The sequence below is a fragment of the Streptomyces sp. NPDC026672 genome (assembly GCF_040638185.1).
Taxonomy (GTDB): Bacteria; Actinomycetota; Actinomycetes; order Streptomycetales; family Streptomycetaceae; genus Streptomyces.
This window is the reverse complement of sequence record NZ_JBEZXS010000003.1, coordinates 45,839-71,550: the sequence shown is the minus strand read 5'-3', so window position 1 is coordinate 71,550 and position 25,712 is coordinate 45,839. Positions and strand designations below refer to the sequence as shown.

25 protein-coding genes are annotated in these 25,712 nt (G+C 73.4%); 13 read left to right on the top strand and 12 right to left on the bottom strand.

The window, feature by feature from the left end; translation table 11 throughout:
- The first annotated feature begins 24 nt into the window (after nucleotides 1–24).
- Complete coding sequence (locus AB0F77_RS03645; RefSeq protein WP_361940802.1) at nucleotides 25–1,227, top strand: methyltransferase domain-containing protein; 1,203 nt, start codon at nucleotides 25–27, stop codon at nucleotides 1,225–1,227.
- A gap of 156 nt (nucleotides 1,228–1,383) precedes the next feature.
- Here the strand turns inward: AB0F77_RS03645 and AB0F77_RS03640 are convergent, their stop codons facing one another.
- Nucleotides 1,384–2,241, bottom strand: a complete 858-nt coding sequence (locus tag AB0F77_RS03640; protein WP_361941475.1) for an RNA polymerase sigma-70 factor — start codon at nucleotides 2,239–2,241, stop codon at nucleotides 1,384–1,386.
- Between the two features lie 258 nt (nucleotides 2,242–2,499).
- Between AB0F77_RS03640 and AB0F77_RS03635 the strand changes: the two genes are divergently transcribed.
- From AB0F77_RS03635 to AB0F77_RS03620, 4 genes are all read left to right on the top strand, one after another.
- Entirely contained in the window at nucleotides 2,500–2,985 is a 486-nt protein-coding gene (locus AB0F77_RS03635; RefSeq protein ID WP_361940799.1) for a carboxymuconolactone decarboxylase family protein, read from the top strand.
- 141 nt (nucleotides 2,986–3,126) lie between these two features.
- Nucleotides 3,127–4,188 carry a hypothetical protein gene (locus AB0F77_RS03630; protein ID WP_361940796.1) on the top strand — a complete coding sequence of 354 codons (1,062 nt, stop codon included), beginning with the start codon at nucleotides 3,127–3,129 and terminating at the stop codon, nucleotides 4,186–4,188.
- 156 nt (nucleotides 4,189–4,344) lie between these two features.
- Entirely contained in the window at nucleotides 4,345–4,662 is a 318-nt protein-coding gene (locus AB0F77_RS03625; protein ID WP_361940793.1) for a hypothetical protein, read from the top strand.
- A 190-nt stretch (nucleotides 4,663–4,852) separates the two neighbouring features.
- Complete coding sequence (locus AB0F77_RS03620) at nucleotides 4,853–5,512, top strand: beta-glucanase (protein ID WP_361940790.1); 660 nt, start codon at nucleotides 4,853–4,855, stop codon at nucleotides 5,510–5,512.
- A 77-nt stretch (nucleotides 5,513–5,589) separates the two neighbouring features.
- Here the strand turns inward: AB0F77_RS03620 and AB0F77_RS03615 are convergent, their stop codons facing one another.
- Nucleotides 5,590–6,012 carry a DUF6003 family protein gene (locus tag AB0F77_RS03615; protein ID WP_361940787.1) on the bottom strand — a complete coding sequence of 141 codons (423 nt, stop codon included), beginning with the start codon at nucleotides 6,010–6,012 and terminating at the stop codon, nucleotides 5,590–5,592.
- 211 nt (nucleotides 6,013–6,223) lie between these two features.
- Between AB0F77_RS03615 and proP the strand changes: the two genes are divergently transcribed.
- A complete protein-coding gene (gene proP / locus AB0F77_RS03610; RefSeq protein ID WP_361940784.1) occupies nucleotides 6,224–7,720 on the top strand; it encodes a glycine betaine/L-proline transporter ProP in 1,497 nt (498 codons plus the stop codon).
- Nucleotides 7,721–8,014: 294 nt separating this feature from the next.
- Here the strand turns inward: proP and AB0F77_RS03605 are convergent, their stop codons facing one another.
- The gene (locus AB0F77_RS03605; protein WP_361940781.1) at nucleotides 8,015–8,995 is read right to left on the bottom strand and encodes an LLM class flavin-dependent oxidoreductase; all 981 of its coding nucleotides are present in this window, start codon (nucleotides 8,993–8,995) and stop codon (nucleotides 8,015–8,017) included.
- A gap of 95 nt (nucleotides 8,996–9,090) precedes the next feature.
- Here AB0F77_RS03605 and AB0F77_RS03600 point away from each other — a divergent pair, with 95 nt between their 5' ends.
- Both AB0F77_RS03600 and AB0F77_RS03595 read left to right on the top strand, forming a co-directional pair.
- Nucleotides 9,091–9,846, top strand: coding sequence for a helix-turn-helix transcriptional regulator (locus tag AB0F77_RS03600; RefSeq protein ID WP_361940778.1), 756 nt, complete (start codon nucleotides 9,091–9,093; stop codon nucleotides 9,844–9,846).
- Between the two features lie 207 nt (nucleotides 9,847–10,053).
- A complete protein-coding gene (locus AB0F77_RS03595; RefSeq protein ID WP_361940775.1) occupies nucleotides 10,054–11,448 on the top strand; it encodes a deoxyribodipyrimidine photo-lyase in 1,395 nt (464 codons plus the stop codon).
- 95 nt (nucleotides 11,449–11,543) lie between these two features.
- On the opposite strand, the gene AB0F77_RS03590 is transcribed toward AB0F77_RS03595, so the two are convergent.
- The gene (locus tag AB0F77_RS03590) at nucleotides 11,544–12,107 is read right to left on the bottom strand and encodes a DNA starvation/stationary phase protection protein (RefSeq protein ID WP_361940772.1); all 564 of its coding nucleotides are present in this window, start codon (nucleotides 12,105–12,107) and stop codon (nucleotides 11,544–11,546) included.
- Between the two features lie 78 nt (nucleotides 12,108–12,185).
- Complete coding sequence (locus AB0F77_RS03585; protein ID WP_361940769.1) at nucleotides 12,186–13,259, bottom strand: alkene reductase; 1,074 nt, start codon at nucleotides 13,257–13,259, stop codon at nucleotides 12,186–12,188.
- A 94-nt stretch (nucleotides 13,260–13,353) separates the two neighbouring features.
- On the opposite strand from AB0F77_RS03585, the gene AB0F77_RS03580 reads away from it, so the two are divergent.
- Both AB0F77_RS03580 and AB0F77_RS03575 read left to right on the top strand, forming a co-directional pair.
- A complete protein-coding gene (locus tag AB0F77_RS03580; protein WP_361940766.1) occupies nucleotides 13,354–14,040 on the top strand; it encodes a TetR/AcrR family transcriptional regulator in 687 nt (228 codons plus the stop codon).
- A 216-nt stretch (nucleotides 14,041–14,256) separates the two neighbouring features.
- Nucleotides 14,257–15,465 carry an MFS transporter gene (locus tag AB0F77_RS03575; RefSeq protein ID WP_361940763.1) on the top strand — a complete coding sequence of 403 codons (1,209 nt, stop codon included), beginning with the start codon at nucleotides 14,257–14,259 and terminating at the stop codon, nucleotides 15,463–15,465.
- 12 nt (nucleotides 15,466–15,477) lie between these two features.
- On the opposite strand, the gene AB0F77_RS03570 is transcribed toward AB0F77_RS03575, so the two are convergent.
- From AB0F77_RS03570 to AB0F77_RS03550, 5 genes are all read right to left on the bottom strand, one after another.
- Complete coding sequence (locus AB0F77_RS03570; protein ID WP_361940760.1) at nucleotides 15,478–16,356, bottom strand: hypothetical protein; 879 nt, start codon at nucleotides 16,354–16,356, stop codon at nucleotides 15,478–15,480.
- Nucleotides 16,357–16,478: 122 nt separating this feature from the next.
- Nucleotides 16,479–16,901, bottom strand: a complete 423-nt coding sequence (locus tag AB0F77_RS03565; protein WP_361940757.1) for a hypothetical protein — start codon at nucleotides 16,899–16,901, stop codon at nucleotides 16,479–16,481.
- A gap of 235 nt (nucleotides 16,902–17,136) precedes the next feature.
- Nucleotides 17,137–18,111, bottom strand: a complete 975-nt coding sequence (locus AB0F77_RS03560) for a winged helix-turn-helix domain-containing protein (protein ID WP_361940754.1) — start codon at nucleotides 18,109–18,111, stop codon at nucleotides 17,137–17,139.
- A 195-nt stretch (nucleotides 18,112–18,306) separates the two neighbouring features.
- Nucleotides 18,307–18,765 (bottom strand): SRPBCC family protein, encoded by a 459-nt coding sequence (locus AB0F77_RS03555; RefSeq protein ID WP_361940751.1) that lies wholly within the window; start codon nucleotides 18,763–18,765, stop codon nucleotides 18,307–18,309.
- 248 nt (nucleotides 18,766–19,013) lie between these two features.
- The gene (locus AB0F77_RS03550; RefSeq protein ID WP_361940748.1) at nucleotides 19,014–19,973 is read right to left on the bottom strand and encodes an AraC family transcriptional regulator; all 960 of its coding nucleotides are present in this window, start codon (nucleotides 19,971–19,973) and stop codon (nucleotides 19,014–19,016) included.
- A gap of 121 nt (nucleotides 19,974–20,094) precedes the next feature.
- On the opposite strand from AB0F77_RS03550, the gene AB0F77_RS03545 reads away from it, so the two are divergent.
- Nucleotides 20,095–21,093, top strand: coding sequence for an oxidoreductase (locus AB0F77_RS03545; RefSeq protein ID WP_361940745.1), 999 nt, complete (start codon nucleotides 20,095–20,097; stop codon nucleotides 21,091–21,093).
- A 126-nt stretch (nucleotides 21,094–21,219) separates the two neighbouring features.
- On the opposite strand, the gene AB0F77_RS03540 is transcribed toward AB0F77_RS03545, so the two are convergent.
- Entirely contained in the window at nucleotides 21,220–22,818 is a 1,599-nt protein-coding gene (locus AB0F77_RS03540; RefSeq protein WP_361940742.1) for an MFS transporter, read from the bottom strand.
- A 58-nt stretch (nucleotides 22,819–22,876) separates the two neighbouring features.
- Here AB0F77_RS03540 and AB0F77_RS03535 point away from each other — a divergent pair, with 58 nt between their 5' ends.
- Nucleotides 22,877–23,470, top strand: coding sequence for a helix-turn-helix domain-containing protein (locus AB0F77_RS03535; protein ID WP_361940739.1), 594 nt, complete (start codon nucleotides 22,877–22,879; stop codon nucleotides 23,468–23,470).
- Nucleotides 23,471–23,675: 205 nt separating this feature from the next.
- Here the strand turns inward: AB0F77_RS03535 and AB0F77_RS03530 are convergent, their stop codons facing one another.
- The gene (locus AB0F77_RS03530) at nucleotides 23,676–24,503 is read right to left on the bottom strand and encodes an SDR family NAD(P)-dependent oxidoreductase (protein WP_361940736.1); all 828 of its coding nucleotides are present in this window, start codon (nucleotides 24,501–24,503) and stop codon (nucleotides 23,676–23,678) included.
- Nucleotides 24,504–24,700: 197 nt separating this feature from the next.
- Between AB0F77_RS03530 and AB0F77_RS03525 the strand changes: the two genes are divergently transcribed.
- The gene (locus tag AB0F77_RS03525) at nucleotides 24,701–25,627 is read left to right on the top strand and encodes a helix-turn-helix transcriptional regulator (RefSeq protein ID WP_361940733.1); all 927 of its coding nucleotides are present in this window, start codon (nucleotides 24,701–24,703) and stop codon (nucleotides 25,625–25,627) included.
- Nucleotides 25,628–25,712 lie beyond the last annotated feature (85 nt).

Below are 25,712 nucleotides of genomic sequence, written 5' to 3'. Positions count from 1 at the left end.
CGGTCGTGGCGGAGGTGGTGGCCTGTGATCCAGATCGTGGAGCACGCGCCGCAAGAGGGTCCGTACGCCGTCCCGACCGCGCTGGAGGCGACGGGACTGCCGGTGCGGGTCTGCCGGACGTGGGCCGGGGAGCAGGTGCCGGAGACGGTGGACGACATCGTTGCCCTGGTGATGCTCGGCGAACCGCCGGGCGATCGCACGGACCTCGTCGGTCACGACGCCGAACTCGCGCTGCTGCGGGCCGCGTTGGAGGCCGAGGTGCCCGTGCTCGGGGTGTCCCTCGGCGCCCGGTTGCTGGCGCTCGCGGCGGGCGGGGCCGACGGGTCCGGGACCGGCGAGCGGGTGAGTCCGGCCGTGCACCCCGACCCCCTGTTCGCGGCCGTCCCCGAGGGGCCCGCCGTGCGGGCGTTCCGTGTCGGCGGGTCGGCGTGGGGGATCGAGTTCCCGCCGGAACCGGCGGCCGTGGTGGAAGCCGTCTCACCGGAACCGGCGGCCGTGGCGGAGCCGGTCGCCGTGGTGGGGTCGGCGGTCCTGGCGGAACCGGTGGTCCCTGCGGGGGCGGTGGCCCGGGAGCGGCAGCGCGGCGACGTGTTCGCGCGGTTCGCCGCCTACGTGGTGGCCCGTGCCGAACGGACGGCGACCCGTGCCTTCTTCACCCGGCGGGCCGCCACCTGGGAGCAGCGGTTCGCCGAGGACGGCCCGCGCTACGCCGCCGCGGTCGACCGCATGGGGCTGCGCCCCGGTCAGCGCGTCCTGGACGTGGGCTGCGGAACCGGCCGGGCGCTGCCCGCGCTGCGCGCGCGTGTCGGCGACGGCGGTCTGGCCGTCGGGGTCGACCTCACGCCCGCCATGCTCACGGCGGCGGTGCGCGAGGGCCGCGACGGGAAGGGGCAGTACCTGCTGCTGGCCGACGCCTGCCGGCTGCCGCTGCCCGCCGGGGCGGTGGACGGCGTGTTCAGCGCGGGCCTGGTCGACCACGTCCCCGACCCCGCGGCGGCCCTGCGCGAATGGGCCCGGGTGACCTCGCCCGGCGGGGTCCTGCTGCTCTTCCATCCCTCCGGCCGCGCCGAGCGTGCCGCCCGCCACGGCCGCCCGCTCGACCCGGCCGATCCACTCGCCGAGGACAACCTCACCCCCGCCCTGCGGGCGGCCGGCTGGGACCTGGCCCGCTACGAGGACGCCTCCCGCCACTTCCTGGCGCGCGCGGTCCGCACCGGCGGCGGATGAGGTGACGCCCCGGCCGCAGCGGTCGATCGACGGCCCGCACCCGACTGCGCATGGGACCGGACGCGTTCGGGCGCGTCGACAGCAAGTGGTCGACGGCAAGTGGCGGACACCGCGAATCCGACACCGCGAACCGGCACCGGGCAGCCGCCGCGGGGTTCAGCGGCGCAGGGTGATCTCCTCGCGCATGTGGGACAGCTTCTCGGGGTTGCGCACGGCGTAGAGGCCGGTGATGAGCCCGTCGTCGATGCGCAGCGCCATCACCGTGTCGACGTCGCCGTCGAAGCGCAGCACCAGCGCCGGATGCCCGTTGACCTCGGTCGGCCGCAGCGCCTCCGCCGTGAGCCGCTCCAGACCTACGGCCAGCAGCCGGCCCACCTTCTCCGCCCCCACGACCGGCCGCGGCACGGCCTGCTTGATCCCGCCGCCGTCACCCAGGAACACGACGTCCGGCGCGAGGATGTCGAGCAGGCCCTGGAGGTCGCCCGTCTCGACCGCCCGCCGGAACGCGGCGAGCGCGTCCCGGGTCTGCGCCGGTGACACCGCACCACGCGGTCTGCGCGCCGCGACATGCGCCCGCGCCCGGTGCGCGATCTGCCGCACCGCGGCCGGGCTCTTGTCGACGGCCTCGGCGATCTCGTCGTACCCGAGGTCGAACACCTCGCGCAGGACGAACACCGCCCGCTCGGTCGGGCCGAGCGTCTCCAGCACCAGCAGCATCGCCATCGAGACGCTGTCCGCGAGTTCGACGTCCTCGGCCACGTCGGGCGCGGTGAGCAGCGGCGCGGGCAGCCACGGGCCGACGTAGGACTCCCTGCGGCGGCCGAACGCGCGCAGCCGGCTCAGCGCCTGGCGCGTGGTGATCCGCACCAGATAGGCGCGCCGGTCCCGCACCGTGCCGAGGTCCACCCCCGACCAGCGCAACCAGGTCTCCTGGAGGACGTCCTCCGCGTCGGCGGCCGAGCCGAGCATCTCGTAGGCGACGGTGAACAGCAGATTGCGGTGGGCGACGAACACCTCGGTCGCCGGGTCCGTGCCCGCCCCGCCCTCGCCGCGTGGGTGCTCGTCGTGTGCCTCGTGCTCCCTGCGCTCGTGTTCCACCGGCCGCTCCCGTCCGTCCGCTCTCCCCGCCGTCACGCGCACAGGACGCCCGGACCCCCCGGTTCCGTGACATCCATCCGCGGTGACGTACGTCACATGCTCCCGCCGTCACGGGGTGCGGGTCGCCGGCATCTCGTGGTCGTCCGGTACGACACCACGAGTGAGGACGACGTCATGGACGCTCGGTTCAACATGTTCGAGAACGAGGTCGGCGCCCGGTTCGCCAAGCGGTTCGCCAACGCGAGCCTGGTGATCCACCAGTCGCGACTGCCCAGGTCCACACAGGAGTTGGTGTCGCTGCGCGCCAGCCAGATCAACGGCTGCGGCTGGTGCATCGACATGCACACCAAGGAGGCGTCGGCCGCCGGGGAGAGCGCGGTGCGGCTCAACCTGGTCGCCGGGTGGCGCGAGTCCACCGTGTTCACCGAGGCCGAGCAGGCCGCGCTCGCGCTCGCCGAGGAGGGCACCCGGCTCGCCGACGCCCAGGAGGGCGTGTCCGACGAGACCTGGGCCCGGGTCCGCAAGCACTACGACGACGACCAGATCGCCGCGCTGGTCTGCCTGGTCGGCCTGATCAACGCGGCCAACCGGCTCGCCGTGATCGTGCACCAGAAGGGCGGCTCCTACGAACCCGGCATGTTCGCCGCCGCGTTCGAGTAACCGGCCCGCAGGGGCCGGGCGGACCGGATTCCAACCGGATGCCGCTCCCGGACGTCTCCAGTGCGAGTCCCCCCGGTCCGGCGGCGCGCCGTACGTGCGCGTCCGCCGGGCCGGCGTTCGATCGACGTCTTGAGGAGCAGCATGTCAGCACGTCAGTTCCCTGGTTCCGCACGTCCGTTGGTGGCGGGAGCGCTGGTCGCCGCGGCGGTGTTCGCCCCGGCGTCGGTGGCGTCCGCCGAGCCCGCCGCGCGCTCCGGTGCCACCGCCGTGGCCACGCACGACCAGGCGGTCGGCCGGGCCGAACAGCGGGCGGTCCTGGACTACTGGACGCCGGAGCGGATCGCGGCACTGACCCAGCCGTCGTCGGACAACCCGCCGAAGGCCGGGCCCGACGGAGCGCCGTGGACCCGGCAGAACGCCCTGCCCCGTACGGTCGGCAGGCTGTTCTTCACCGACCACGGCGAGGACGCCAGCTGCACCGCCACGGTCGTCGACAGCGCCAACCGCAGCACCGTCGTCACCGCGGGGCACTGTGTGAACAACACCGACCTGATCGGCGAGGACAACCAGTGGTCCGCGAACGTCCTCTTCGTGCCCGGCTACCGTGACGGCGCGGCGCCGTACGGCACGTTCGTCGGCCGCACGGGCGTCGTCGGCGCCACCTGGCTGGAGAACGACCAGCAGGACAGCGCGAGGTTCGGGGGGTACGACCAGGCGTTCGTCGTGCTGAACCCGAACGCGCAGGGCCGCAGCGTCCAGGACGCCGTCGGCGCGGCCCAGCGGATCGGCTTCGACGTGCCCGGCGACCGCACGGTCCACCAGTTCGGCTATCCCCGCGCGGCCTCCGACCCCGCCCGCGAGGGTCTGCCCGAGTACACCGGCGAGCGGCTCGCGTACTGCACCGGCCGGGCCCGTGAGGTCGTCGGCACCCCCGACTTCCCCTCGGCCGAGGGGATCTGGGGCACCGAGTGCGTCATGGGCGGCGGCTCCAGCGGCGGCCCGCGGATCGCCGGCCTCGACCCGAGGACCGGCGTGGGCACGGTGGTGGGCGACAACAGCGAGGGCGGCCAGCTCGACGCCGCGGGCGACAGCTGCGATCCCTGGGAGCCGGCCCCGGACTGCACCCGCCACCTCGTCGGCCCCCAGTTCACCTCCGCGATCACGAAGCCGCTCTACGAGCGCGCCCAGCACACCGCCCGCTGATCCGGCCGCCCCGGTCGTGGCCGCCCCGGTCGTGGCCGATCCGGCCGACCCGGCCGTAGGGGTCGACATGGCCGGTCGGAAGGGGGTTCACCGGGGACTTGCCGGGATCTTGCCGCGCGTCCGGGGTACGCGAGAGGGGACCGAGGGAGGATGACCATGACGACGTACGTCATCTCGGTGCCGGGGACCTTCACCGGCGGAGCCGGGCAGGGCACCCGCACCGAGCTGGCCCGGGCCCTGCGTCCGGCCGATCCGCACCACACCCACATGGGCAACGAGGAGGACCTGGACGTGCTCACCGTCAATGACGACGACACGTTCACCCTCCGTCTCACCGTCGACGCGGACAGTGGCCCCGAGGCCGAGCGGGCGGCCCGCAGGCTCGCCGAGTCCGCGCTGGGCTCCGTGGGTCTGGACGACAGCAGCGCGCCCCTGGGGCCCGCGGTGGTCACCGGCATCGACTCCGGGGGCTGAGACCGCGATCCCGATGTGGTGTGCCGGACCATGTGTGTCCGGCACACCACATCACTCGGGCGGGCGTATGCGGACCCTTCACCCGCCCGGGTGAAACACGCCCTGTCGGCCCGTACCCGCCGCATGGCCGACGGGGCGTGGGGGAGAACTCCGGCGTGCGACGCCGTCCCCGCCCGGAGGGAGCCCGCGTGTGAGCGAGGCCGTCTTCACCGCCGACTTCTCCTCGGACCGCCAGTGGGTCGCGGGGCGTTCCTGGGCCTATCCCGGCGGCGGCCCCACCAACCCGGGCGACGACAAACTGGACCACCTCACCGCGGACCCGGGCCACTCCCGCACGGGCACCTTCCGCGCCACACGCAGGACCGACGGCCTGTGGGACACCGGTCTGCTGACCACCGAGGGCAGCGCCGAGGGCTTCATGGTCCGCACCGGCGACCACCTCGACGCCCGGGTGCGCCTGCCCACCGGCCACGGCGCCTGGCCGGCGATCTGGACCTGGCGGGACGGGGGCAACGAGGTGGACGTCTTCGAGTACCACCCGGACAACCCCGACCTGCTGGAACTCACCAACCACGTGCGCCGGGCCCACCGTTACGTGCGCGACCCGGCCGTACGTCCCGGTGCCCTCGTCGACATCGGTGTCACCTTCGGCAGGCGCGGTGTCGTCTGGACGCTGGGCGGCGAGCCGGTCTTCGCCGACGGACGCGGCGTGGGACCGGACTGGCACGCCTCCCTCATCGTCAACCTCTCGGTGTGCGCGGGCCGTTACCACCCGCCCCCCGATCCCACCACGACCGAGCTGTCGTACGAGGTGCAGAACCTGGTGGTGCACCGCGGCACCGGAGGCTGACGGACGCACTGCTGTCCGCGCTGTCCGCCGTGTCCCCGGTGCCTCAGGCGTCTCAGGTGTCTCAGGTGTGCGCGGTGTCAGTGTCCGAGGGACTTGACCGTGGTCAGGTCCTCGCCGGTCAGCTCCGCGACGCGGTGCGCCGGCACACCGGCGGCCAGCGCACGGGTGAGCAGCGCCTCGCGGCCGTCCGTGCAGGAACGGTAGGTGAGCAGCTCCTCCTCCAGCCGGGCGACGCTCTCCGACGCGCCCACGTGGCGCAGACGGCTCAGTTCCTCGTCGCCCAGCGGGACCGGCAGGCGCTCGGCGTCCTCGGGGATCGCCGAGGTCTCCTCCGGCGGCAGCAGCCGCAGCCCGGGGTCGCGCGCGGTGACCCCCTGGGCGTGGAGCCAGGCGCGTACGGCGGGCGTCTCCATGCAGCCGAGCTCCCCGACGGCCGCGGGGGGAACGCCGAGCGGCGAGGCCGCTCCGGTCAGCAGGACGAGGTAGGCGTCATCGGTCATCCGGGGCTCCTCACGGCGGAAGGTCGGGTCCTGGCCGCCATGCGGATACCCGCCATCGGCGGTCCCAGCCCCGCTGCCCGGCGGTGTGCGGGACGAATCGGCCGGTGACCTTCGGTGACCGTGGCGGCACCGTACGAAGGAGTTCGTTTGAGGGCGTCATAAGTGCGCAGGTGTTGTGCTTGGTCATACATCCGGCGAAAGGAACACCCTCATGGAGGCGATCGACAACGACGAGTCGGTGGACCCCGCCGCGGTCAGACGTCACCGGGTGCTCTTCCGCGCGATCGAGCGGCGACGCCATCCCAAGCTGCGGCGCGGCGACATCACGGTGACCGACGAGGCGGCCGTCAAGCGGGCCACGAAGGCCGCCGCCCTCGGCAACGCCATGGAGTGGTACGACTTCGGCGTCTACAGCTACCTCGCCTCGACCATCGGCAAGGTCTTCTTCCCCTCGGGGAACGACACCGCCCAGTTGCTCAGCTCCTTCGCGACCTTCGCGGTGGCCTTCCTGGTGCGTCCCGTCGGCGGCATGGTCTTCGGCCCGCTCGGCGACAGGCTCGGCCGCAAGCGCATCCTCTCCATCACCATGATCATGATGGCGGTGGGGACCCTCGCCATCGGGCTCATCCCCTCGCACGCCGCCATCGGCCTGTGGGCGCCGGCACTGCTGATCCTCTTCCGGATGGTGCAGGGCTTCTCGACCGGCGGGGAGTACGGGGGCGCGTCCACCTTCATCGCCGAGTACGCCCCCGACAAGCGGCGCGGCTTCTTCGGCAGCTTCCTGGAGTTCGGCACGCTCGCGGGGTACGTCGGGGCGTCCGGACTCGTCGTGATCCTGAGCACTGTGCTCAGCGACGACCAGATGCTGCACTGGGGCTGGCGCATCCCCTTCCTGGTCGCGGCGCCGCTCGGCCTCATCGGTCTCTACCTGCGGCTGAGGCTGGACGAGACGCCCGCGTTCCAGAAGCTGGAGGGCGGCCGGATCAAGGCGAGCGAGGCCGCCGACGCGGTCGAGACGTCGGCCGCCGCCGACCTCGGCAAGATCTTCACCCGGTACTGGCGGCCGCTGGTGCTGTGCCTGGCCCTGGTCGCCGCGTACAACATCACCGACTACATGCTGCTGTCGTACATGCCGACGTACCTGTCCGACGAACTCGGCTACGGCACCGACCGCGGGCTGCTGATCCTGCTCCTCGTGATGGTCCTCCAGATGTGTGTCATCAACCGGGTCGGCCGGCTCTCGGACCGGTTCGGGCGCAAGCCGCTGCTGATGACGGGGATGCTCGGCTTCCTGTTCCTGTCGGTGCCGTCCTTCCTGCTCGTCCGGGAGGGGAACGTCGTCCTCATCACCCTGGGCCTGCTGATGATGGGGCTCTCCCTGGTGGCGATGCTCGGCACGATGTCCGCGGCGCTCCCGGCGATCTTCCCCACCCAGGTCCGCTACGGCTCCCTGTCGGTCTCGTACAACCTGGCCACCTCCCTGTTCGGCGGTACCACACCGCTGGTGATCACCGCGCTGATCAGCGTCTTCGGGACCAATCTCATGCCGGCGTACTACGCCACCGCGGCGGCGGTCGTCGGTGTGGTCGCGGTCCTGTGCATGAAGGAGACCGCCAACAAGCCCCTGGCCGGCTCCCCGCCCTCGGTGGAGACGGAGGCGGAGGCCACCCGCCTGGTCCGGGCCCAGTCCCCGGAACCCAAGTTCTGAGACAGCGTCAATTGTCGTATGCACTCAGGTAGTTGGGGATTCGGCGGGGGTTCTCGGCGAGGGCGTGTGATCTATGGAGGCTATGTGAATGATCATGTGTTCGAGTATGTCCAAGGCGTTCGGGGTCATTCGACAACTACGCCGTGAGGGCTTCTCCCGGCGGGCCAACTCCCCAGCCGACAGGGTGAGTTGGGAGAAGAAGGGCTCTTGAGGAGTAGAACAATGGTGGGTCTCCACGTGTGTGTGCACATCGCCGTCTCGATCGCCGCTTGCCTCGGTATCTGCTGATCCCGGTCAACTGACGCGCGGGGCCCGGTCGGTGCGTGCCGGGCCCCTTTCGCGTGCCTGCGGGAGCAGGGCGGCGACCCGTTCCATCTGCTCCCGCTGGGACCGCAGGTCCAGCGCACCGAGCCGCACGACGACGTGCCGGGCGCCCGCGGCGACGTACCGCCGCAGACCGTCCGCGATCCGTTCGGCGGAACCGGTCAGCACCGCCTGGATCTTCTCCAACTCCGCCAGGGGCATGCCGTAGACGGCACGCGCGTAGTCGTCCAGGACCCGGCGCCCGCGGCGCTCGTCGTCGTCGATCCGCACCGAGACGAACAGGGCGGGCGTGATGTCCTGCGGCGCCCGTCCGGAGCCGGCCGCCGCCGCACGGACCTCGCGGAGGCCGGCGGCGTAGTCGGCGGGATCGGGCGGGTAGGGCAGCCAGCCGTCGTACGTCCGGCCCGCGCGGGCGAGCGCCGCGGGGGTGGCGCCGCCGAGCCAGATCGGTGGACGGCGCCCCGGCACCGGCTCGATGGCGGGCGGTACCTCGTCGAAGCGGTGGAACTCGCCGTGGAAGGACCGGGCTCCGCTCCACAGGGCCCGCCACAGCGCGACGGTCTCGTCCAGCCGGGCGAAGCGCCGCTCCCACGGCACACCGGACAGGTCGTAGAGCGGACGTCCGAAGCGACCGGGGAAGCCCGCGCCGACCGTGACGACCAGCCGGCCGCCGGAGAGCAGGTCGATCGACGCCAGCGACTGCGCGGTCTGCACCGGCCTGCGCAGGAACGGCAGCAGCGCGGCCGTGCCCAGGGTGACGCTCCCGGTCGCGGGGGCGAGCGCGGCCAGCATCGTCAGCGCCTCGACGCGCGGGCCGATCAGGGAGTCGTTGACGAACAGCGAGGAGAATCCCAGCCGTTCGGCCAGCCGGCCGAGACCGACCAGGTCACGCGGGTCGTCGGCCGCGCCCCACTGCGCGGTCCCGGTCGGGAGAAGCACACCGATGTCCATGCCGACGATGCTCACGCGCCGTGCCGCGCGCGCCAATTCCCTCCGGGGAATGGCCCGGAGGGCCGTGCCGGGACTACAACAGGGCAGTGGAATCGGTGGACTTCCCTCACGCGCTCCGTGAACGTCGTGCCCGTCGTCATCTCAGCCAGCTCGAACTGGCGTCGAGAGCGGGCACCACACAGCGGCACCTCAGCTTCATCGAGTCGGGCAGGTCCGTGCCGGGCCGGAACATGGTCGTACGGCTCGCCGAGTCGCTGGACCTGCCGCTGCGGGAGCGCAACGAGCTGCTGCTGGCCGCCGGTTACGCGCCCGCGTATCCCGAGAGTTCGCTGGACGATCCGCTGCTGGCGCCCGTGCGGGAGGCCATCGGTCACGTGCTGCGCGGGCACATGCCCTACCCGGCGGTGGTCGTGGACCGGGGTGGTGATCTGGTCGCCGCCAACGCCGCGTTCGGGCTGCTCACGGAGGGAGCGGCGCCCGAACTGCTGGGACCGGGCACCAACGTCTACCGGCTCGCGCTCCACCCCGAAGGGCTCGCTCCCCGCATCGGCAACCTCGCCGAGTGGGCACGGCACGTCCTGGCCAGGCTCGGCCCGTTGCCGCGACTGCGCGCCGAACTCGCCTCCTACGTCCCGAAACCGGACCCCTCGGCCGGCGCGCTCGGCTTCGCCGTACCGCTCCGGCTGCGCTCGCCGTACGGCGAACTGAGCCTGATGACCGCCGTCACGACCTTCGCCACCGCGACCGACGTGACGCTCGCCGAACTGAAACTGGAGACGTTCCTGCCCGCCGACGGAACGACCGCCGCGGCGCTCACGGCGGCGGCCGAACACCGGGACCGGGAGACATGACGAGCCGCTCCGCGACACCGACGCCCCCCCCCAAGACCTCGACGCCCTGCCCGAGTTGCCGCGCCGGGCCGTCGAGGCCGCACACGCGCACGGGTTCCCCTTCTCCTGCCGATGTCCGGCCGGGTGCCGTTCCCGTGCGTGTGAATGCGCCGTGACACGCGTGTCCGTGGCGGGTGTTGTGGCCCCGGGTGAGGGAGGGTGGCGGGCATGCGCGCCTCGGTCGTCCTGTTCACCGGTGATCTGCGGCTGGCCGACCATCCGCCGCTGCGGGCGGCCCTGGACGCCGCCGACGCCGTCGTCCCCCTGTTCGTGCGGGACCGTGCCGTCGAGGCGGCCGGGTTCGCGGCACCCAACCGGGCCGCCTACCTCGACGGCTGTCTGGCCGACCTGGACGCCGGGCTGCGGGAGCGCGGCGGCCGGCTCGTCGTGCGCTCCGGCGACCCGGTGGAACAGGTGTGCCGGGTCGCCGCCGAGGCGCAGGCCGACGAGGTGCACATGGCCGCCGGACACAGCCGGTTCGCCACGCGCCGGGAGGAGCGGCTGCGTACGGCCCTGGCAGCGGCGGGACGGCGGCTCGTCGTGCACGACGCGGTCACCGTCGTCGTGCCGCCCGGCACCGTGACCCCCGCCTCCTCCGACCACTTCGCGGTCTTCACGCCGTACCACCGGCAGTGGGCGCGGGTGCCGCCGCGCCCGGTCCTGCGCGCCCCGCGCCGCGTCCCCGTCCCCGACGCCGTGCACGGCGAGGAGGTGCCCGCGCAGAGCACCGGCGGCGATGTGTCGCCGGGGCTGCCCACCGGCGGGGAGAGCCACGCCCGCCGGCAGGTGACGGCCTACTGGCGACACGGCCTGGACGCCTACGGGACGATCCGTGACGCCCTCGCCGCCGACGCCACCTCCCGCTTCTCCGCCCCCCTCCACTTCGGCACGCTGTCCCCGGTGGAGCTGGTGCAGCGCGCCGCCCGGCACGGCGGACCCGGCGCCGAGGCGTTCGTACGCCAGCTCGCCTGGCGCGACTTCCACCGCCAGGTCCTCGCCGCCCGCCCGCACACCGCCCGCGCGGACTACCGCTCCAAGGGCGACCACTGGCGCACGGAGGACGACGCGGGCGACGACGTCAACGCCTGGCGCGAGGGCCGCACCGGCTACCCGGTCGTCGACGCGGCCATGCGGCAACTGCGCCACGAGGGCTGGATGCACAACCGCGCCCGGCTCCTCACCGCCAGTTTCCTGACCAAGACGCTCTACGTCGACTGGCGGATCGGCGCCGCGCACTTCCTGCGGTGGCTGGTCGACGGGGACCTCGCCAACAACCAGCTCAACTGGCAGTGGGTGGCGGGCACCGGCACCGACACCCGCCCCAACCGCGTCCTCAACCCGGTCGCCCAGGCCAGGAAGTACGACCCCGACGGCACCTATGTGCGCCGCTGGGTCCCCGAGCTCGCGGACGTCGAAGGACCACGCGTGCACGAACCGTGGAGACTGCCGGAACCGGACCGCGCCGCCCTCGACTACCCCGACCGGATCGTCGGCCTCTCCGAAGGACTCGACAGGTTCCGGCGGGGCCGCGGTGTACGACGCGACCCGTCCGGCGACCGCTGAAGGAGCCGTCCTCCGCGGGGCCCGCACAGCGGTCGGCGGCCGGAACCCGCCCCGGGTGAGGGACGGTTCCGGCCGCCGATACGACGCGCGCGGGCTCAGCCGAGTTCGGCCCCCTTCGCGGCAGCCTCCTCCTCGGTCCTCGCCCGGCCCGTGGCGAGCGTGCCGCCCGCGCTCTCCAGATGGGCCCGCACGAACCACTGGAACTGCTCCAGATCGCGCAGTTGCCCGATCAGCAGGTCCTCCGTGGCCGTGTCGATCTCGGCCGCCTCCTTGATCGTGGCGCGCACGGCCTCGATCACCCCCGTGTACACCAGGTCGAGCGCGCCGAGATGGGCGATGGCGTCGGCCCGGCCGATGGAGTAGTCGTCCCAGGTGCGCTCGGCCACCAGCGCCCCCGGCGTGCCCTGCGCGACACCGCCGAGCGCCGCGATGCGCTCCGCCACGTCGTCGGCCATGTCCCGGACCCGGTCCACCTGCGGGTCGACCATCTCGTGGACGGCGATGAAGTGCGGCCCCACCACATTCCAGTGCACGTGCTTCAGCGTCAGGTGCAGATCGTTGAAGGCGTGCAGACGGAGCCGGAGCAGACCGATCAGCCGGCCGGCGGCCTCGCGCTCGATGCCGGGGACCGTGTACTTCGGGGTCAGATCCTGCGTCATGGCTCACCTCGTTCGTCGACAGGAGTGTGTGCTGCATCAGCACGACTTCCCTGCTTCGACCGAGTCAGGCCCGCGCTTTCAGTCGGCGAGCGCGGGGTAGTCCGTGTAGCCGGTGTGGTCGCCGCCGTAGAAGCGGTCCGGGTCCGCGGTGTTCAGCGGCCGGTCCTCGCGCCACCGCCGTACGAGGTCGGGGTTGGCGATGAAGGCGCGGCCCACCGACACGACGTCCGCCAGCCCCTCCTCGACGATCCGGCGCGCGGAGTCGGCGTCGGTGACGCTGCCGAAGCCGTCGTTGGCGACGAACGTCCCGCCGAAGCGCGCCCGCAGCTCCCGGATCGGCTCGCTGCGCGGATCGGCCAGGGCGTGCAGATACGCCAGACCGAGCGGCGCCAGCCCGTCCACCAGCGCGCCGTAGGTGGCCGCGGTGTCGGCCGGGTCGTCCTCCACGACGCCCAGGATGTTGTGGCTCGGGGAGATGCGGACGCCGACGCGCTCGGCGCCGATGGCCTCCGCGACCGCCCGCGCGACCTCGACCGTCAGCCGGGCCCGGGCCGTCGGGCCGCCGCCGTAGCCGTCCGTGCGGTGGTTGCTCGTCGCGCCCAGGAACTGGTGCAGCAGATAGCCGTTGGCGGCGTGCAGCTCCACACCGTCGACGCCCGCCTCCCGGGCCGAGCGGGCCGCCCGCGCGAACTCCTCGACGATGCCCGGGATCTCGTCGGGCGCCAGCTCGCGGGGGACGGCGTAGGGGCGCATGCCGCCGCGGGTGAAGATCTCACCGGGTGCCCGGAGCGCGCTGGGCGCCACGTTCTCCAGGCCGTTCTTGTTGTCCGGGTGGCCGACCCGCCCCACGTGCATCAGCTGGACGACCAGGGTGCCGCCCGCCGCGTGCACCGCGTCGGCGACCTCGCGCCAGCCCCTGACCTGGTCGGGCGTGTGGATGCCGGGGGTGTCGAAGTAGCCCTGCCCGACGGCGCTCGGCTGGGTGCCCTCGGCGATCAGCAGGCCCGCCGTCGCCCGCTGCGCGTAGTACGTCGCCGCGTGCTCGCCGGGGACGCCGTCCGCGCGCGCCCGACTGCGTGTCATCGGCGCCATGGCGATCCGGTTGGACAGGGTCCACTTGCCGACGGTCACGGACTCGAAGAGATCGGACACTGGAGTGCTCCTTGGAAGAGGTCCACGGGGAAACCGTGTGGCGAGGAAGCTAACACGTTTTTGGTTGTGCAATCAAAAAGTGTAGACTCGGCCCATGGCCAGACCACGCAAGTTCGATGAGAGCGACGTCCTTGAGCGGGCTCGTGACCGTTTCTGGCAGTCCGGTTACGACGCCACGACCATGCAGGACCTGTGCGAGGCGACGGGTGTCGCCTCGCAGAGCCTCTACGGCGCGTTCGGCAGCAAGCACGGCGTGTTCGCGCGGTCGCTCGGCGCGTACTGCGCGGGGCAGGTGCGTGGCCTCGGCGAGAACCTGGAGTGCAGCACGGACCCCTGGGCGTCCCTGATGACCGTGGTGGTGTTCGAGGACGGCGACGGCCGGCTGCCGCTCGGTCCCGACGGCTGTTTCCTCTCCTCCTCCGCCGCCGGCCTGGCGCGTCGCGACGACACCGTCCGCGACCTCTCCCGGAGCACCTACGACGGCATCCTCCACCTGCTGCGCACCCAGCTCGAACGGGCGCGCGCGGCGGGTCAGCTGCGTGAGGGCGTGGACCTCGACACGGCCGCCGCCGGCATGCTCAGCGCCATGCAGGGCATCGAGTTCCTCGCCAAGAGCGGTGTGGACACGGAGATCCGCGAGCGGGCCCGCACGGCCACGATCGCCATGCTCACGGCGGCGTACGCCCACCCCGACCTGGTCGGCGAGCAGCCCGGCCCGGACGCCGCCGGGCGGACGGAGGCCGAAGAGCGGGAGGAGCGGTCGGCCGCCGTGAGCGGCTGATCCCGACAGGCCCACCATATGGCGGTCCAGCAGGAGTTCACGCGCGTTCTGTTCGGCCCGGGTCCCTCCTGAAGAGTTTTTGGTTGATCGGTCAATAACGGTGTTAGGGTCGGCCCGGCAGCATCCGCTCCCGCATCAGGAGATCGCCATGAGGGACGAGTCCGTCCACCGCGCACCCGCCGCCCCCGCGGGCCGCACCACCCCGAAGGGGACACGATGAGCGACACGCGGACCACCGGCCCGTCCGTGACGCGTCACGACGCCGACACGCGGACGCCGCGGCGCCGTTGGGCCGCTGTCGTCTCGGTCGCCTTCTGCTCGTTCAGCCTGGTCCTCTCGGAGTTCCTGCCGATCGGACTCCTCACCGACATCGCCGACGGCCTGGACGTCTCCCCCGGAACGGCGGGGCTGCTCGTCGTGATGCCGGGACTCGCCGCGACCGTCGCCGCACCGGCCGCCACCCTGCTCGCCGGGCGCGTCGACCGCCGCAAGGTGCTGGTGCTCCTCGCGGCCCTGATCGCCGTCTCCGACCTCCTGGGCGGCCTCAGCCCGAACCTCGCCGTGATGCTGGTGGCCCGGGTGCTGCTCGGCATCGGGGTCGGCGGCTTCTGGGTGTTCGGCACGAGCGTGGCGCCACGGCTGGTCGACGCAGGCGGGGCGACCCGCGCGACCGCGACGATCACCAGCGGCATCGCGCTCGCCACGGTCACCAGCCTGCCGCTGGGCGCCGCGCTGGGCAGCGTCGCGAGCTGGCGGGTCGCGTTCTGGGTGGGCGCCGGTCTGGCACTGCTCGCGCTCGCCGCCCAGCTCGTCCTGCTGCCCCCGCTGCCCTCGGCGACGGCGAGCACCGCGCGCACCCTGCTCGGCATCATGCGGACGGGCCGATCCCGTACGGTGCTGATCGCGAGCGTCGCCACGTTCGTGGCCCAGTTCGGCGCGTACACGTACCTGGAGCCGTACCTCAAGGACCACGCCCGCTTCGGCGCCTCCGCCGTGACGCTCGTCCTGCTCGGCTTCGGACTGGCCGGACTGGTCGGCAACTTCGGGTTCACCCGGTTCGTGGACCGCGACCCGAAGCGGACGGTGGTCGCCTTCCTCGCCCTCACCGCGGCCGCCGTGGCGGTGCTGCCGTGGGCCGAGGGGCACGCCGCGGCGGCGGTCACCGTCGTCGTGCTCTGGGGCCTGTTCTGGGGAGCGCTCCCCATCGGCCTCCAGATCTACATGGCGCGCACGGCGGGAGCGGCGGCGGAGAGCGGGCAGGCGATGTTCGTCGCGACCATCCAGATCAGCCTCGCCGCCGGATCCGCGCTGGGCGGCGCGGCGGTGGACGCCGTCGGCCTCGGCACCACGTTCCTGCTCGCCGCGGCGATCGCGCTGACCGGCGCGGCCGTGGTCGCCGGGCGCGACCGCGCCGTACGCGGCTGAGGAACGGGGCGGTCAGGGGGCCGGGAAGGCCAGGCGCAGGCCGTATCGCCGTTCCGTGTCGTGCAGGGCCTCGGGCAGGGTGCGGCGCAGGGCGGTCACCTCGCCGGCGTGCTCGCGCAGGAACTCCTCGCGCAGTCGCAGCCGCGCGGAATCGCGTACGGCCTCCACCGGCCGCATGCAGTCGGCGTAGGCCCGGCCGAGGTCCCGGTCGAGCCGGGCCCGGTCCGCGGCGGGCGCGGCGGCGAGCCGCGAGTCCACCAGGACGAAGAACGCGTTCTCGTCACCGACCTTGATCCCCCGCCCGGCGAGGCAGTCCGGCAGCGTGCCCAGGGCGTCGCGCACCCGGGTCCCGCGGTCGAGCGTGCTCAGCGCGCCGAACCACAGCCGCTGGAGCGGGCCGTAGCGGTCGTGCAGGTCCGCCGCCGCGGCGGCGCCCTCCTTCCGGCACCCCTCCGCCGTCGTGGCCCGCGTGCCACCGGCCGGGCCGGAGACGGGTCCCGGGGCGGGCACGGGTGCGCTGCGGCTGAAGCCGTGCCGGGCGACGAAGTCCAGGTCGGGCACCTCGAAGAGGCGGATGAACGCGGGCGGCGGCTGCTCGGGCAGGGCCCGGCCCGCGCGCCGTGCGCAGGTGACGGTCACGGTCCCGGCCACCTGCTGTCCGAGGGCGTCCAGGCCCTGGGTCCAGCGGGTCTCGGCGCCGGTCGCCGGGAACAGCATGCGCGTCACGTCGTCCGGTGCCCGGTAGGTGACCGCGGCCGGTGCGGGCGCGGTGGTGTCCCGCGGCGCGGGAGCGGGCGCTGCCTGCGCCGAGCACGCCGCGGTGAGCAGCCCTGCGGCGAGTGCGGCCACGCCGTTCATGACGAGTCTGCCCGGGTGTCGCGGTCGGGCCATGGTCGAACGCTCCTCGCTCCGCTGGGACATGACCCCTCACCCCGGACCGGCGCGCCCGCGCGGGGCACCGGCCGGTCCGCGGGGCCGCCGCCCCGGCGGTGCCCCGCGGACCGGTGACCGGGTCAGTGCGTGATCTGCACCGAGTCGCCACCGTCGTAGTAACTGGCCACGGTGAACGGCGTGTTGTCGCGGACGTCCGTACACAGCCAGTACGTCGAGTCGTTGACGCTGTGGCTGCCGTCGGACGCCCAGACGTACCCCTTGGAGCAGGTGCTCCACACACCGCTGGAGTTGCGCAGCCGGCCGGCGTAGCGGTCGCCGAGCGTGGACGTGGAGTCGTCCGAGTAGGTGAGGTTGAGGTCACCGCAGGTGCTGGTGGCCGACTTGGTGCGGATGGTGCCCACGCCTCCCTGGGGGCCGGTGGTGAGGGACTGGGTGACACAGGCCGCGGGGGCCGCGGGCGCCGCCGAGGCGGCCGGGGCGAACACCAGGCAGGCGGCGGCGGAGGCCAGCGCGGCCGCGCCGGCGACGAGAGCTCGGTTCATGTGTGTCCTGCTTTCGTCTCGTGCGGGCGGCGGCCGTCGTGCCTGCCGCCCACCGGTATGTCGCCGGACACGCTGGCAGGTGGCGACCCGGGTGCGCCACCACCTTCGAGCGTGGTGGAAAGAGGCACGTGACCGGGCGGAACTCGCCGCTCCGAAGCGCCGTTTGTGAGGGAGTGCGACGGTTTGGAACCTCTTGCTCGGCGCCTGCGTCATCTGCCTGTCGCGCCCGGTGGGCTCAGTCCGCGGACAGGGCCGTGTCGCGGAGTCCCGCCCCGGCGTCGCCGCGGGCGCGGCGCAGCACGGCCGCTCCCAGCGGGGTGAGGACGTGCAGCACGCTGTTCTGCGAGCGGCTGCTGGTGACCAGGCCCGCGTCGCGCAGGACCGTGGTGTGATGGGTGGCCGTGCCCGGTGACACACCGAGGGCGCGGGCCAGTTCGGACGTCGTCGCGCCGTGGACCAGGATGCGCAGGGCGGCGGCGCGGGTGCGGCCGAGCAGCGCCGTGAGCGCCTCCGTGTCCTGCGGTGGGTCGACGGCGGGCCGGGAGTCGCGCAGGGGGCAGACCAGGACTGGCTGGAGTTCGTCGTCGACGAGGGTGATCGGCGTCTGCCAGCAGAAGTACGTGGGCACCAACAGCAGGCCCCGGCCGCGCAGATACAGGTCGCGGTCCTCGACGTAGCCGATGTGCAGGACGGGCGGGCTCCAGCGGGCGTCCGCCGTCAGACCCGCCAGCAGCGTCTCGACCCCGCCCGCCAGGCTCTCGCGGGCCCGCAGCGCGCCCTCGGCGTCCAGCCGGGCGCGCATCAGGTCCTCGGAGGGGGCGACCACGACGTCGTAGTACGTGCGCAGCGCCCGCGTGAACTCCTCGCGCGTGGACCGTTCCACCAGGCGTCCGGCCCAGGACGGCGCGCCGGTGATCAGGTCCATCCTGCGCACCTCGCGCTCCACCCGCTCGGGCGGTGTGTCGACGATCGCCGCGAGGCCCCGGGCCAGGCCGTCCGCGGCCTCGGGCGGGGTGAGGAAGTCGGGGAAGTAGCGGGCCCGCCGCACCATCGGCACCAGCAGGCGCCGCACCGCGCCGCCGAGCGGGGTGCCCGCCAGACCGACGCGGGCCGTGCGGTACCAGTCGGCGTACGCCCAGCGGCCCGCCGAGGTCTGGAGTCTGTGCAGGCTACAGACGGTCTCCCAGAGCGGATCGGGGCACTGTGCCATCCGGACCCGCCCCACGTCTTCCCGCGTGAAATGTATGCGCAGCACAACACCCGCCCCCCCCGGCGAACGCACGTGGTCAGGTGCAGCGTGGGTCACCGGAGGGGGAGAGGCAACGACGAAATTCGGACGCTTCCGGCCGGGGCCGTACGCCGTGGGCGGGACGGCGTGCGTACGCCGTCGGCCGTGCGGGTGCCGTCAGCGCGGTGGGATCGCCGTCTCGGCCGCCGTCTTGATGCGCAGGCCGAAGGCGTCGGCGTCCTTGCGGGCGGCGGAGAGCGCCAGGCCGACGAGGAGCTTGCCCAGCCCGTGGCCCTCCAGGGTGTTGAAGATCCGTACCCGGGTCCTGCCGTCGCCCAGTGGTTCCAGGTCGTAGCCGCCCTCACGCGCCGTCACGATGTTCTTGGAGACCTCGGCCCACCGGATCTTGACCGGGGCTTCGAGGGCCGTGACGCGGAACTCCCGCGCGGTGCGCATCCCCGCGTCCTTGACCGTGCTCCGGAACACCGTGCCCACGGCCGTCGGGGTGTCGGGGACCCGCTCGATCCTGAGCACCCGCGGGCTGAACTGCGGATCGTTGCGCCCGTCGGCGAGATAGGCGAACACCTCGTCGACGGGCCGGTCGACCTCGGCCATCGCTTCGAACTGTCCCGACATGGGGCACTCCTGATCGGTCGAGCTGCCGTCCGCGCCCGCACGAAGGCGCCGCACCGCCCGTCCTGCCGTAGCGGTACGGCGACCCTACGGGACCGGGGGGCCCTTCGCGCGGTGAACGGGCACACTCCGGGGAGCGGGGAGCGGGGAGCGGGGAGCGGGGAGCGGCGGGGCGGCGGGGTGCCGGTGCTCAGCCGACGCCGTACACCTTGGAGGTCGCCGTCCGTGGTTCTTGCTCCGCGGTCCGGGGTTCATCGGACGCTCGGCACGGTCTCCGGGGTCCGTGTCGCGCGGCGGTACTGGCCGGGGGTGACGCCGATGACCCGGCGGAAGGCGTGGCTGAGGGAGCTCTCCGAGGCGTACCCGAGGGTGCTCGCGAGCGCCGCGACGGTCGTGTCCGTCTCCCGCAGCGCCTGCTGCGCGAGACGGATGCGCCACCGGTTGAGATAGGCCACGGCGGGCTGGGCGGCGGCCTTCTTGAACCGGCTCGCGAAGGCGCTGCGGGACATCGAGGCGGCGCGCGCCAGCTCCTCCAGCGTCCACGCCCTGGCCGGGTCCTCGTGGATGAGGGCGAGGGCCGGCCGCAGCGCCGGGTCGGACAGCAGCCCGAGCCAGCCGGGACGCTCGGCGGCTCCCTGCCGCAGGAGCAGCCGGAGGACTTCGAGCAGGAGCAGCTGGGCGTACTCGGCGGACGCGAACCGCGCGCCCGGACGGTCCGCGAAGCGCTCCTCCAGCAGGACCGTGAGGATGCGGCGCAGTTCGGCCGCCTCACGGTGGCGGTCCGTCACCAGCGTCGTGCGAGGCAGCGTGGCCAGCAGCAGGTCGTGACCGTTGGCGTTCATCTCGACGTGGCCGCCGATGAGGACCGTCTCCGCGCCGGTGGGCGGCGCCGTGCCCACATGGGGCAGCCCGGTGTCGCCCGCCGCGCCCTCCGGGATCGTGTCCGCCGCCTCGACCGGCTCGATCCCGGGGTCGGAGGCGAGGACGACCGTCTCGGTCCGGTTGAGGACCAGGACGTCCCCGGCCTCCAGGAGCATCGGCGGCCGGTCCTCGGCGAGGAACCAGCAGCCGCCGCGCACCACCGCGTCCAGCTTGAGCGGAGCGGTGGGCCGAAAGCGCATCGCCCAGTCGCCGGCCGCGGTGAAACCCCCGGTGATCGTGCAGCGGGCGTGGACGACGGCCAGGGCGTCGGAGAGGGGATCAGCCACCATGCTCGTACTCTCGCACAAGGAACATGGACGCTCAAGCATTCAAAGTCCAGGAGGGGCTGTCGAGACTGGTGAGGTGCCCGCTTCCGGCGGGCGCATGAAGCCCATTCGACCGAGGAGAACCATGCCCAGCCCGCAACACCCCATCGGCTCCGGCTTCACCGCCGCCTCGACCGCGCTGGACGTCGTCGCCGGGATCGACCTCTCCGGACGTGTCGCCGTCGTCACCGGCGGCCACTCCGGCGTCGGCCTGGAGACCACGCGGGCGCTGAGCGCCGCCGGGGCGGCGGTCGTGGTCCCGGTCCGCCACCCCGACAAGGCACGGGCGCGACTGGCCGGCGTCGACCGGGTCGAGATCGCCTCCCTGGACCTCCAGGACCCGGCGTCCGTGGACGCGTTCGTCACGTCGTTCCTCGACTCCGGCCGCCCGCTGCACATGCTCGTCAACAGCGCGGGCATCATGCGGGTGCCGCTCACCCGCGACGCGCGCGGCTACGAGGCCCACTTCGCCACCAACCACCTCGGGCACTTCCAGCTCACCACCGGGCTGTGGCCGGCGCTGCGCCGCGCCCGGGGCGCCCGGGTCGTCGCCGTGTCGGCGTGGGCCCACCGCCTGTCGCCCGTGCACCTCGACGACCCGAACTTCGAGCACCGGCCCTACGACGACTGGATGGGCTACGCCCAGTCCAAGTCGGCGAACATCCTGTTCGCGCTCGAACTCGACCGGCGCGGTGCGGCGGACGGCATCCGGGGCTTCTCGCTGCACCCGGGCTCCATCATCACCACCGACCTGTCCCCGTGGGCGACCGAGGCGGACCGCCGCGCGATGAACCTCGTCGACGAGGACGGGAAGCCGGTCATCGACCCCGAGCGGGGCGCGAAGACGGCGGAGCAGGGCGCGTCCACCAGCGTGTGGTGCGCGACCAGCCCGAAGCTGGCCGGCCTCGGCGGTGTGTTCTGCGAGAACAACGAGGTCTCGCCGATGGCCTCCCCGGACGACCTGGAGAAGGGCCTGCGCGGGGAGTGGCCGGTGGGCGTCGCCCCGCACGCCGTCGACCCGGAGGCGGCGCGCCGACTGTGGGACCTCAGCGAGCGGCTGGTCGCCGTCAGGGCGGACGTGTGACGCTCCCGGCCACGTCCGCCGCGGCCGGATGAGGAAGCGGAAGGGGACGGTGCGCGAGTCCGTGGTGCCGTCGCGCACGCGCGAAGGGCCCGGCGGCAACCGGGCCCTTCGCGCGTGCGGTGGTCCTCAGCCGGCCGGCTCGTTGCGGTGGCGTACGAACAGGGCCGTGGGGACCGCCATGACGAGCAGGACGATGCCGCCGATGAGCAGTCCGAGGTGGACGGCGTCGGTGAAGGCGCGGGCCGCGGAGTCCGCCACGGTGCGGGCGAGCTCGGGCGGCAGCCCCGTGCCCGTGCCGCCGTGGACCGCGCCGTCGGTGATCTTCGCGGCCTCGGGCGCGGGGACGCCGGAGGAGGTCAGCCGGTCCTCCAGGTAGTGCGGGAAGCGGGTCGTCACGATGGTGCCCAGGACACTCGGGCCCAGCACCGCGCCGAGCTGGCGGAACATGTTGACGGAGGCGCTGGCCATGCCCGCCTGGAGCCGCGGCACGCTGTTCACCGCGGCGGCCGTGGAGGGCGCCATCAGCAGCGCGGAGCCGACGCCCGCGACGAACAGGCCCGGCCACAGCGTGTCGTAGCCGCTGAAGGGGCCGGTGGCCAGCAGCGCGAGCGCCCCGACGCCGAGGGTCGCGAGGCCCGCGGTCAGGGTCAGGGTGAAGCCGAGCCGCTGGACGAACCGCCCGGCGAACGCGCTGGCGACGACATAGGTGGCGAACATCGCCAGCAGCCGTACGGCGGTGGCGAGCGCCGACAGCTGCTGCACCCGCTCCATGTACAGCACGGCGAGCAGCGAGGTGCCGACGAAGCCGAACATGGTCGACGTCGCGACGCCCATGACGGCGGAGAAGGACCGGCTGCGGAACAGCCGCAGGTCCAGCATCGGGTCGTGGTGCCGGGTCTCGGCGATCAGGAACAGGACGAGCGACACGGCGAAGACGGCGTACATCGTGACGATCCGGCCGGAGGTGTAGCCCACCGAACCGCCCTCGATGATCGCGTAGGTCGCCGAGGCTATCGCGACGGTGCACAGCGGGACGCCGACCAGGTCGAGGCGGCGCGTGGGGTGCTTGGACTCGTTCACCAGCAGCGGCGTCAGCACGACGGCCACGGCACCGATCACGACGTTGATCAGGTATGCCGAGTGCCAGGAGAAGCTGTTGAGGAGCACGCCCACGCCGAGCGGTCCGACGGCCAGGCCGAGGCCGGAGCAGCTGGCCCACACGCTGATGGCCCGGGTGCGCTCGTGCGGGTCGGTGAACGAGTGGCTGACGATCGACAGGCTGGACGGGAGCACGGCCGCGCCGCCGACGCCCATCACGGCCTGCGCCGTGATCAGCAGGCCGGAGCTGTCCGAGGCGTAGGCCATGAGGCTGCCGGCGGTGAAGACGACCGCTCCGCCGAGGAAGACCGCGCGTCGGCCGACCAGGTCGGCGAGGGTGCCCGCGGACATCACCAGGCTGACGACGACCAGCGAGTACGCGCTCGTCACCCACACCAGGGCGCTGGTCGACGGGTGCAGGTCCCGCTGGATCGAGGCCAGCGCCGAGATGGTGGAGGAGACGTTGACGAACGCCATCATCACGCCGAGACACACGACGATGACGCCCGGCCAGGGGCTGGGGGAGGAGCCGGCCGGGGCGGACGAGGGGCCGGTGGTGCCCGGGGCGGGTGGAGCGTCGGGGCGACCGGTCACCATGCCCACCCCGCGCTGACTGTCGTTTTGCATAGCCAGGGAGCTTAGCCATCTGACTGCTTGAAAAGCTAGTCAGGCTAGGATGGGTCTCATGAACAGCGATGATCTGAGTGGCGACGGCATGGTGTTCACCCGCGCGGGAGCGTTCACCGACCGCGACGCCTGGACCGCGACCGGATGGTGCGCGGTCGAGCGGTCGCTGGAGCTGATCGGCACCCGGTCCGCGATGATGCTGGTGCGCGAGGCGTTCTACGGCGGGCGCCGCTTCGACGACCTCGTCCGCCGCACCGGGCTCGCCGAGACCGTGGCGTCCAAACGGCTGCGGCAACTGGTCGCCGACGGTCTGCTGGAGCGCCGGCCCTACCGCGAGCCGGGCACGCGCACCCGCCACGAGTACGTGCTGACCGAGCGGGGCCGCGCCCTGTTCCCGCTGTTCGTCTCGCTGATGCGGTGGGGGCAGACGGCGGACGGCACGCCGCGCGGTGTCGATCTGGTGCACGACGACTGCGGCGCCCTGCTCGTCCCGGCCGTCCGGTGCCTGAACGGACACGACGTGGACATCGAGCACACCGTCGCACGACTGGCGCGCGAAGTCGCCCCGGCCGCCGAGGGCACGGCCGGGGCCGGTGTCGGTGCAGGCACCACGGATGACGCCGCGGCCGACGTGGTGGCCGATCCGCGCTAGGGCATAGGGGGCCGGTCGGCGGAGGGTCCCGTTCTCCCGCGGCGTCTGTTTTCCCGGGGCCGCCCGCTTTCCGGGGGTGGCCCCGCACGGCGGACGGTCGGCCCCCGGGGAAGCGGGCCGCCTGCCCCGGGAAGCGGGCGGGTCTCGCGGAGAACGGGCGTGTCTCCCGGCGGCGGCCGTCTCCCGGTGCTCGCGGCGGGAACGGTCAGACGCCCTCGCGGACCGGAGTGCGCGAGAAGGACTCCCAGCGGTCCAGTTCGGCCAGGCGGGAGCGGAGCGAGGCCCGGATGCCCTCGACGGCGTCGGCGCCCACGGCCAGTCGCAGCGGAGGCTCCGCCATCTCCGTGACCGCCATGATCGCGTCCGCGACGGCCTCGGGGTCGCCGAACGCCTCGGCCGGCAGCGCCGCGAAGTCGGAGAGGAACTTCCCGACGGTCGGCGCGTAGACGTCGTCCGGGGCGACGACGTGCAGGCTGGTGGAGAACTCCGTGGCGAAGGTGCCCGGTTCGACGATGGTCACCTTGGCCCCGGTGGGCGCCAGTTCATGGGCCAGGGCCTCGCTGAACAGCTCGACGGCGCCCTTGGTCGCCGAGTAGAGGCCCGATGAGGGCCAGGCGAACTGGCCGATGAGCGAGGAGAGTTGGACGATCCGGCCGCCGGAGGCCCGCAGCGCGGGAAGCGTGGCGCGCAGCACGGCGAGATTGGCCAGCACATTGGTGTCGAAGATCGCGCGCACCTCGTCGGCGCCGATCTGCTCGACGGACCCGAACAGCCCGTACCCCGCGTTGTTCACCAGGACGTCGAGGCCGCCCGCGGACCGTACGGCGGCGGCCAGCGCCTCCTCCGTCCCGGGCGAGGTGATGTCCAGCGTGAGGGGGTCGACCTGCCCGCGCGGGGCGCGGTCGGCCAGCTCGGCGAGCCGGTCGCCGCGCCGGCCCACGGCGATCACATGGGCGCCGGCGGCCAGCGCGCGTTCGGCGACGAGCCGGCCGAAGCCCGAGGTCGCGCCGGTGATGAGCCAGGTGGAAGACATGGGAGAACTCCTGGGGATCGGCCGTGCGTCCGTGCACGGCGAGGTGAGGGGGAGCACCCCGACCGGGTGCGTCCCGCTCTCCAGCCAACCGCCGCGGGACGCCCGTGAGGACCGCGGAACCGGCCCCCCGCTTCCTGGGAACCGGAGGGCCACCTTCGCCGCTGCGCCACGGGTCCGGGCGCGCGACGATGGGCCCCATGGAACGGAACGAAGGGCTCGGCGACTTCCTGCGCGCCCGGCGCGCGGCGATCGACCCGCGGCTGCTCGGCATCCACGACCCGGCACCCCGCCGGGTCCCGGGGCTGCGCAGGGAGGAACTGGCCGCGCTGGCGGGCGTGAGCGTGGACTACTACACGCGCCTGGAACAGGGCAGGCCCATCACCCCGTCGGAAGCCGTCCTCGACGCGCTCGCCGACGCGCTCCGGCTCGACCCGGCCGAGCGCAGCTATCTGCACGCGGTGGCCCGCCGGCCCGCCCCCGCCCGCCGCCGCGCGGGCCGTACCGCGCAGAAGGTGCGGCCCGGGGTGCACGCGCTGCTCGCCCGTCTCGGCGACACCCCGGCCTTCGTCCTCGGGCGCCGCACCGACATCCTGGCGTCCAACCGCATGGCCCGGGTGGTGCTCGCCGACTTCGACGCGATGCCCGTGCGGGAGCGCAACGCCGCCCGCTGGGTGATGCTCGACGAGGCCGCCCGGTCGCTGTTCGGGGACACCTGGGAGCGGGTCGCCTCCGAGTTCGTGGGCACCCTGCGCATGGACGCCGCCCGCCATCCCGACGACGCCCGCACCGCCGAACTCGTGGGCGAACTGTCCATGAAGAGCGACCTGTTCCGCCGCTGGTGGGCCGTGCAGAAGGTCGTCGTCCACAGCTACGGCACGAAGGTCCTCCACCATCCGATCGTGGGCGACCTCACGCTGCGCAGCGAGGCGCTGACCTTTCCCGGCGACCCCGGGCAGACCCTCTACACCTTCCTCGCCGATCCGGGGTCGCCGTCGGACGAGGCCCTGACGGTGCTGTCCACGTGGGCCGCCGACCACGCCCGCACCGCCGGCAGGACGCCCGCGGAGGACACCGGGGCGGCGCGTCCGGCGGGACGGCGCGCGACCGGTCCGCACGGCGGCTGACCGCAGGACGGGACGGGGCGGCCTCCCGTCCGGTGCGCGGGTGTCCCGTGGTCCGGCGCATTCGGGGGCGGGGGAGGGGTACCCG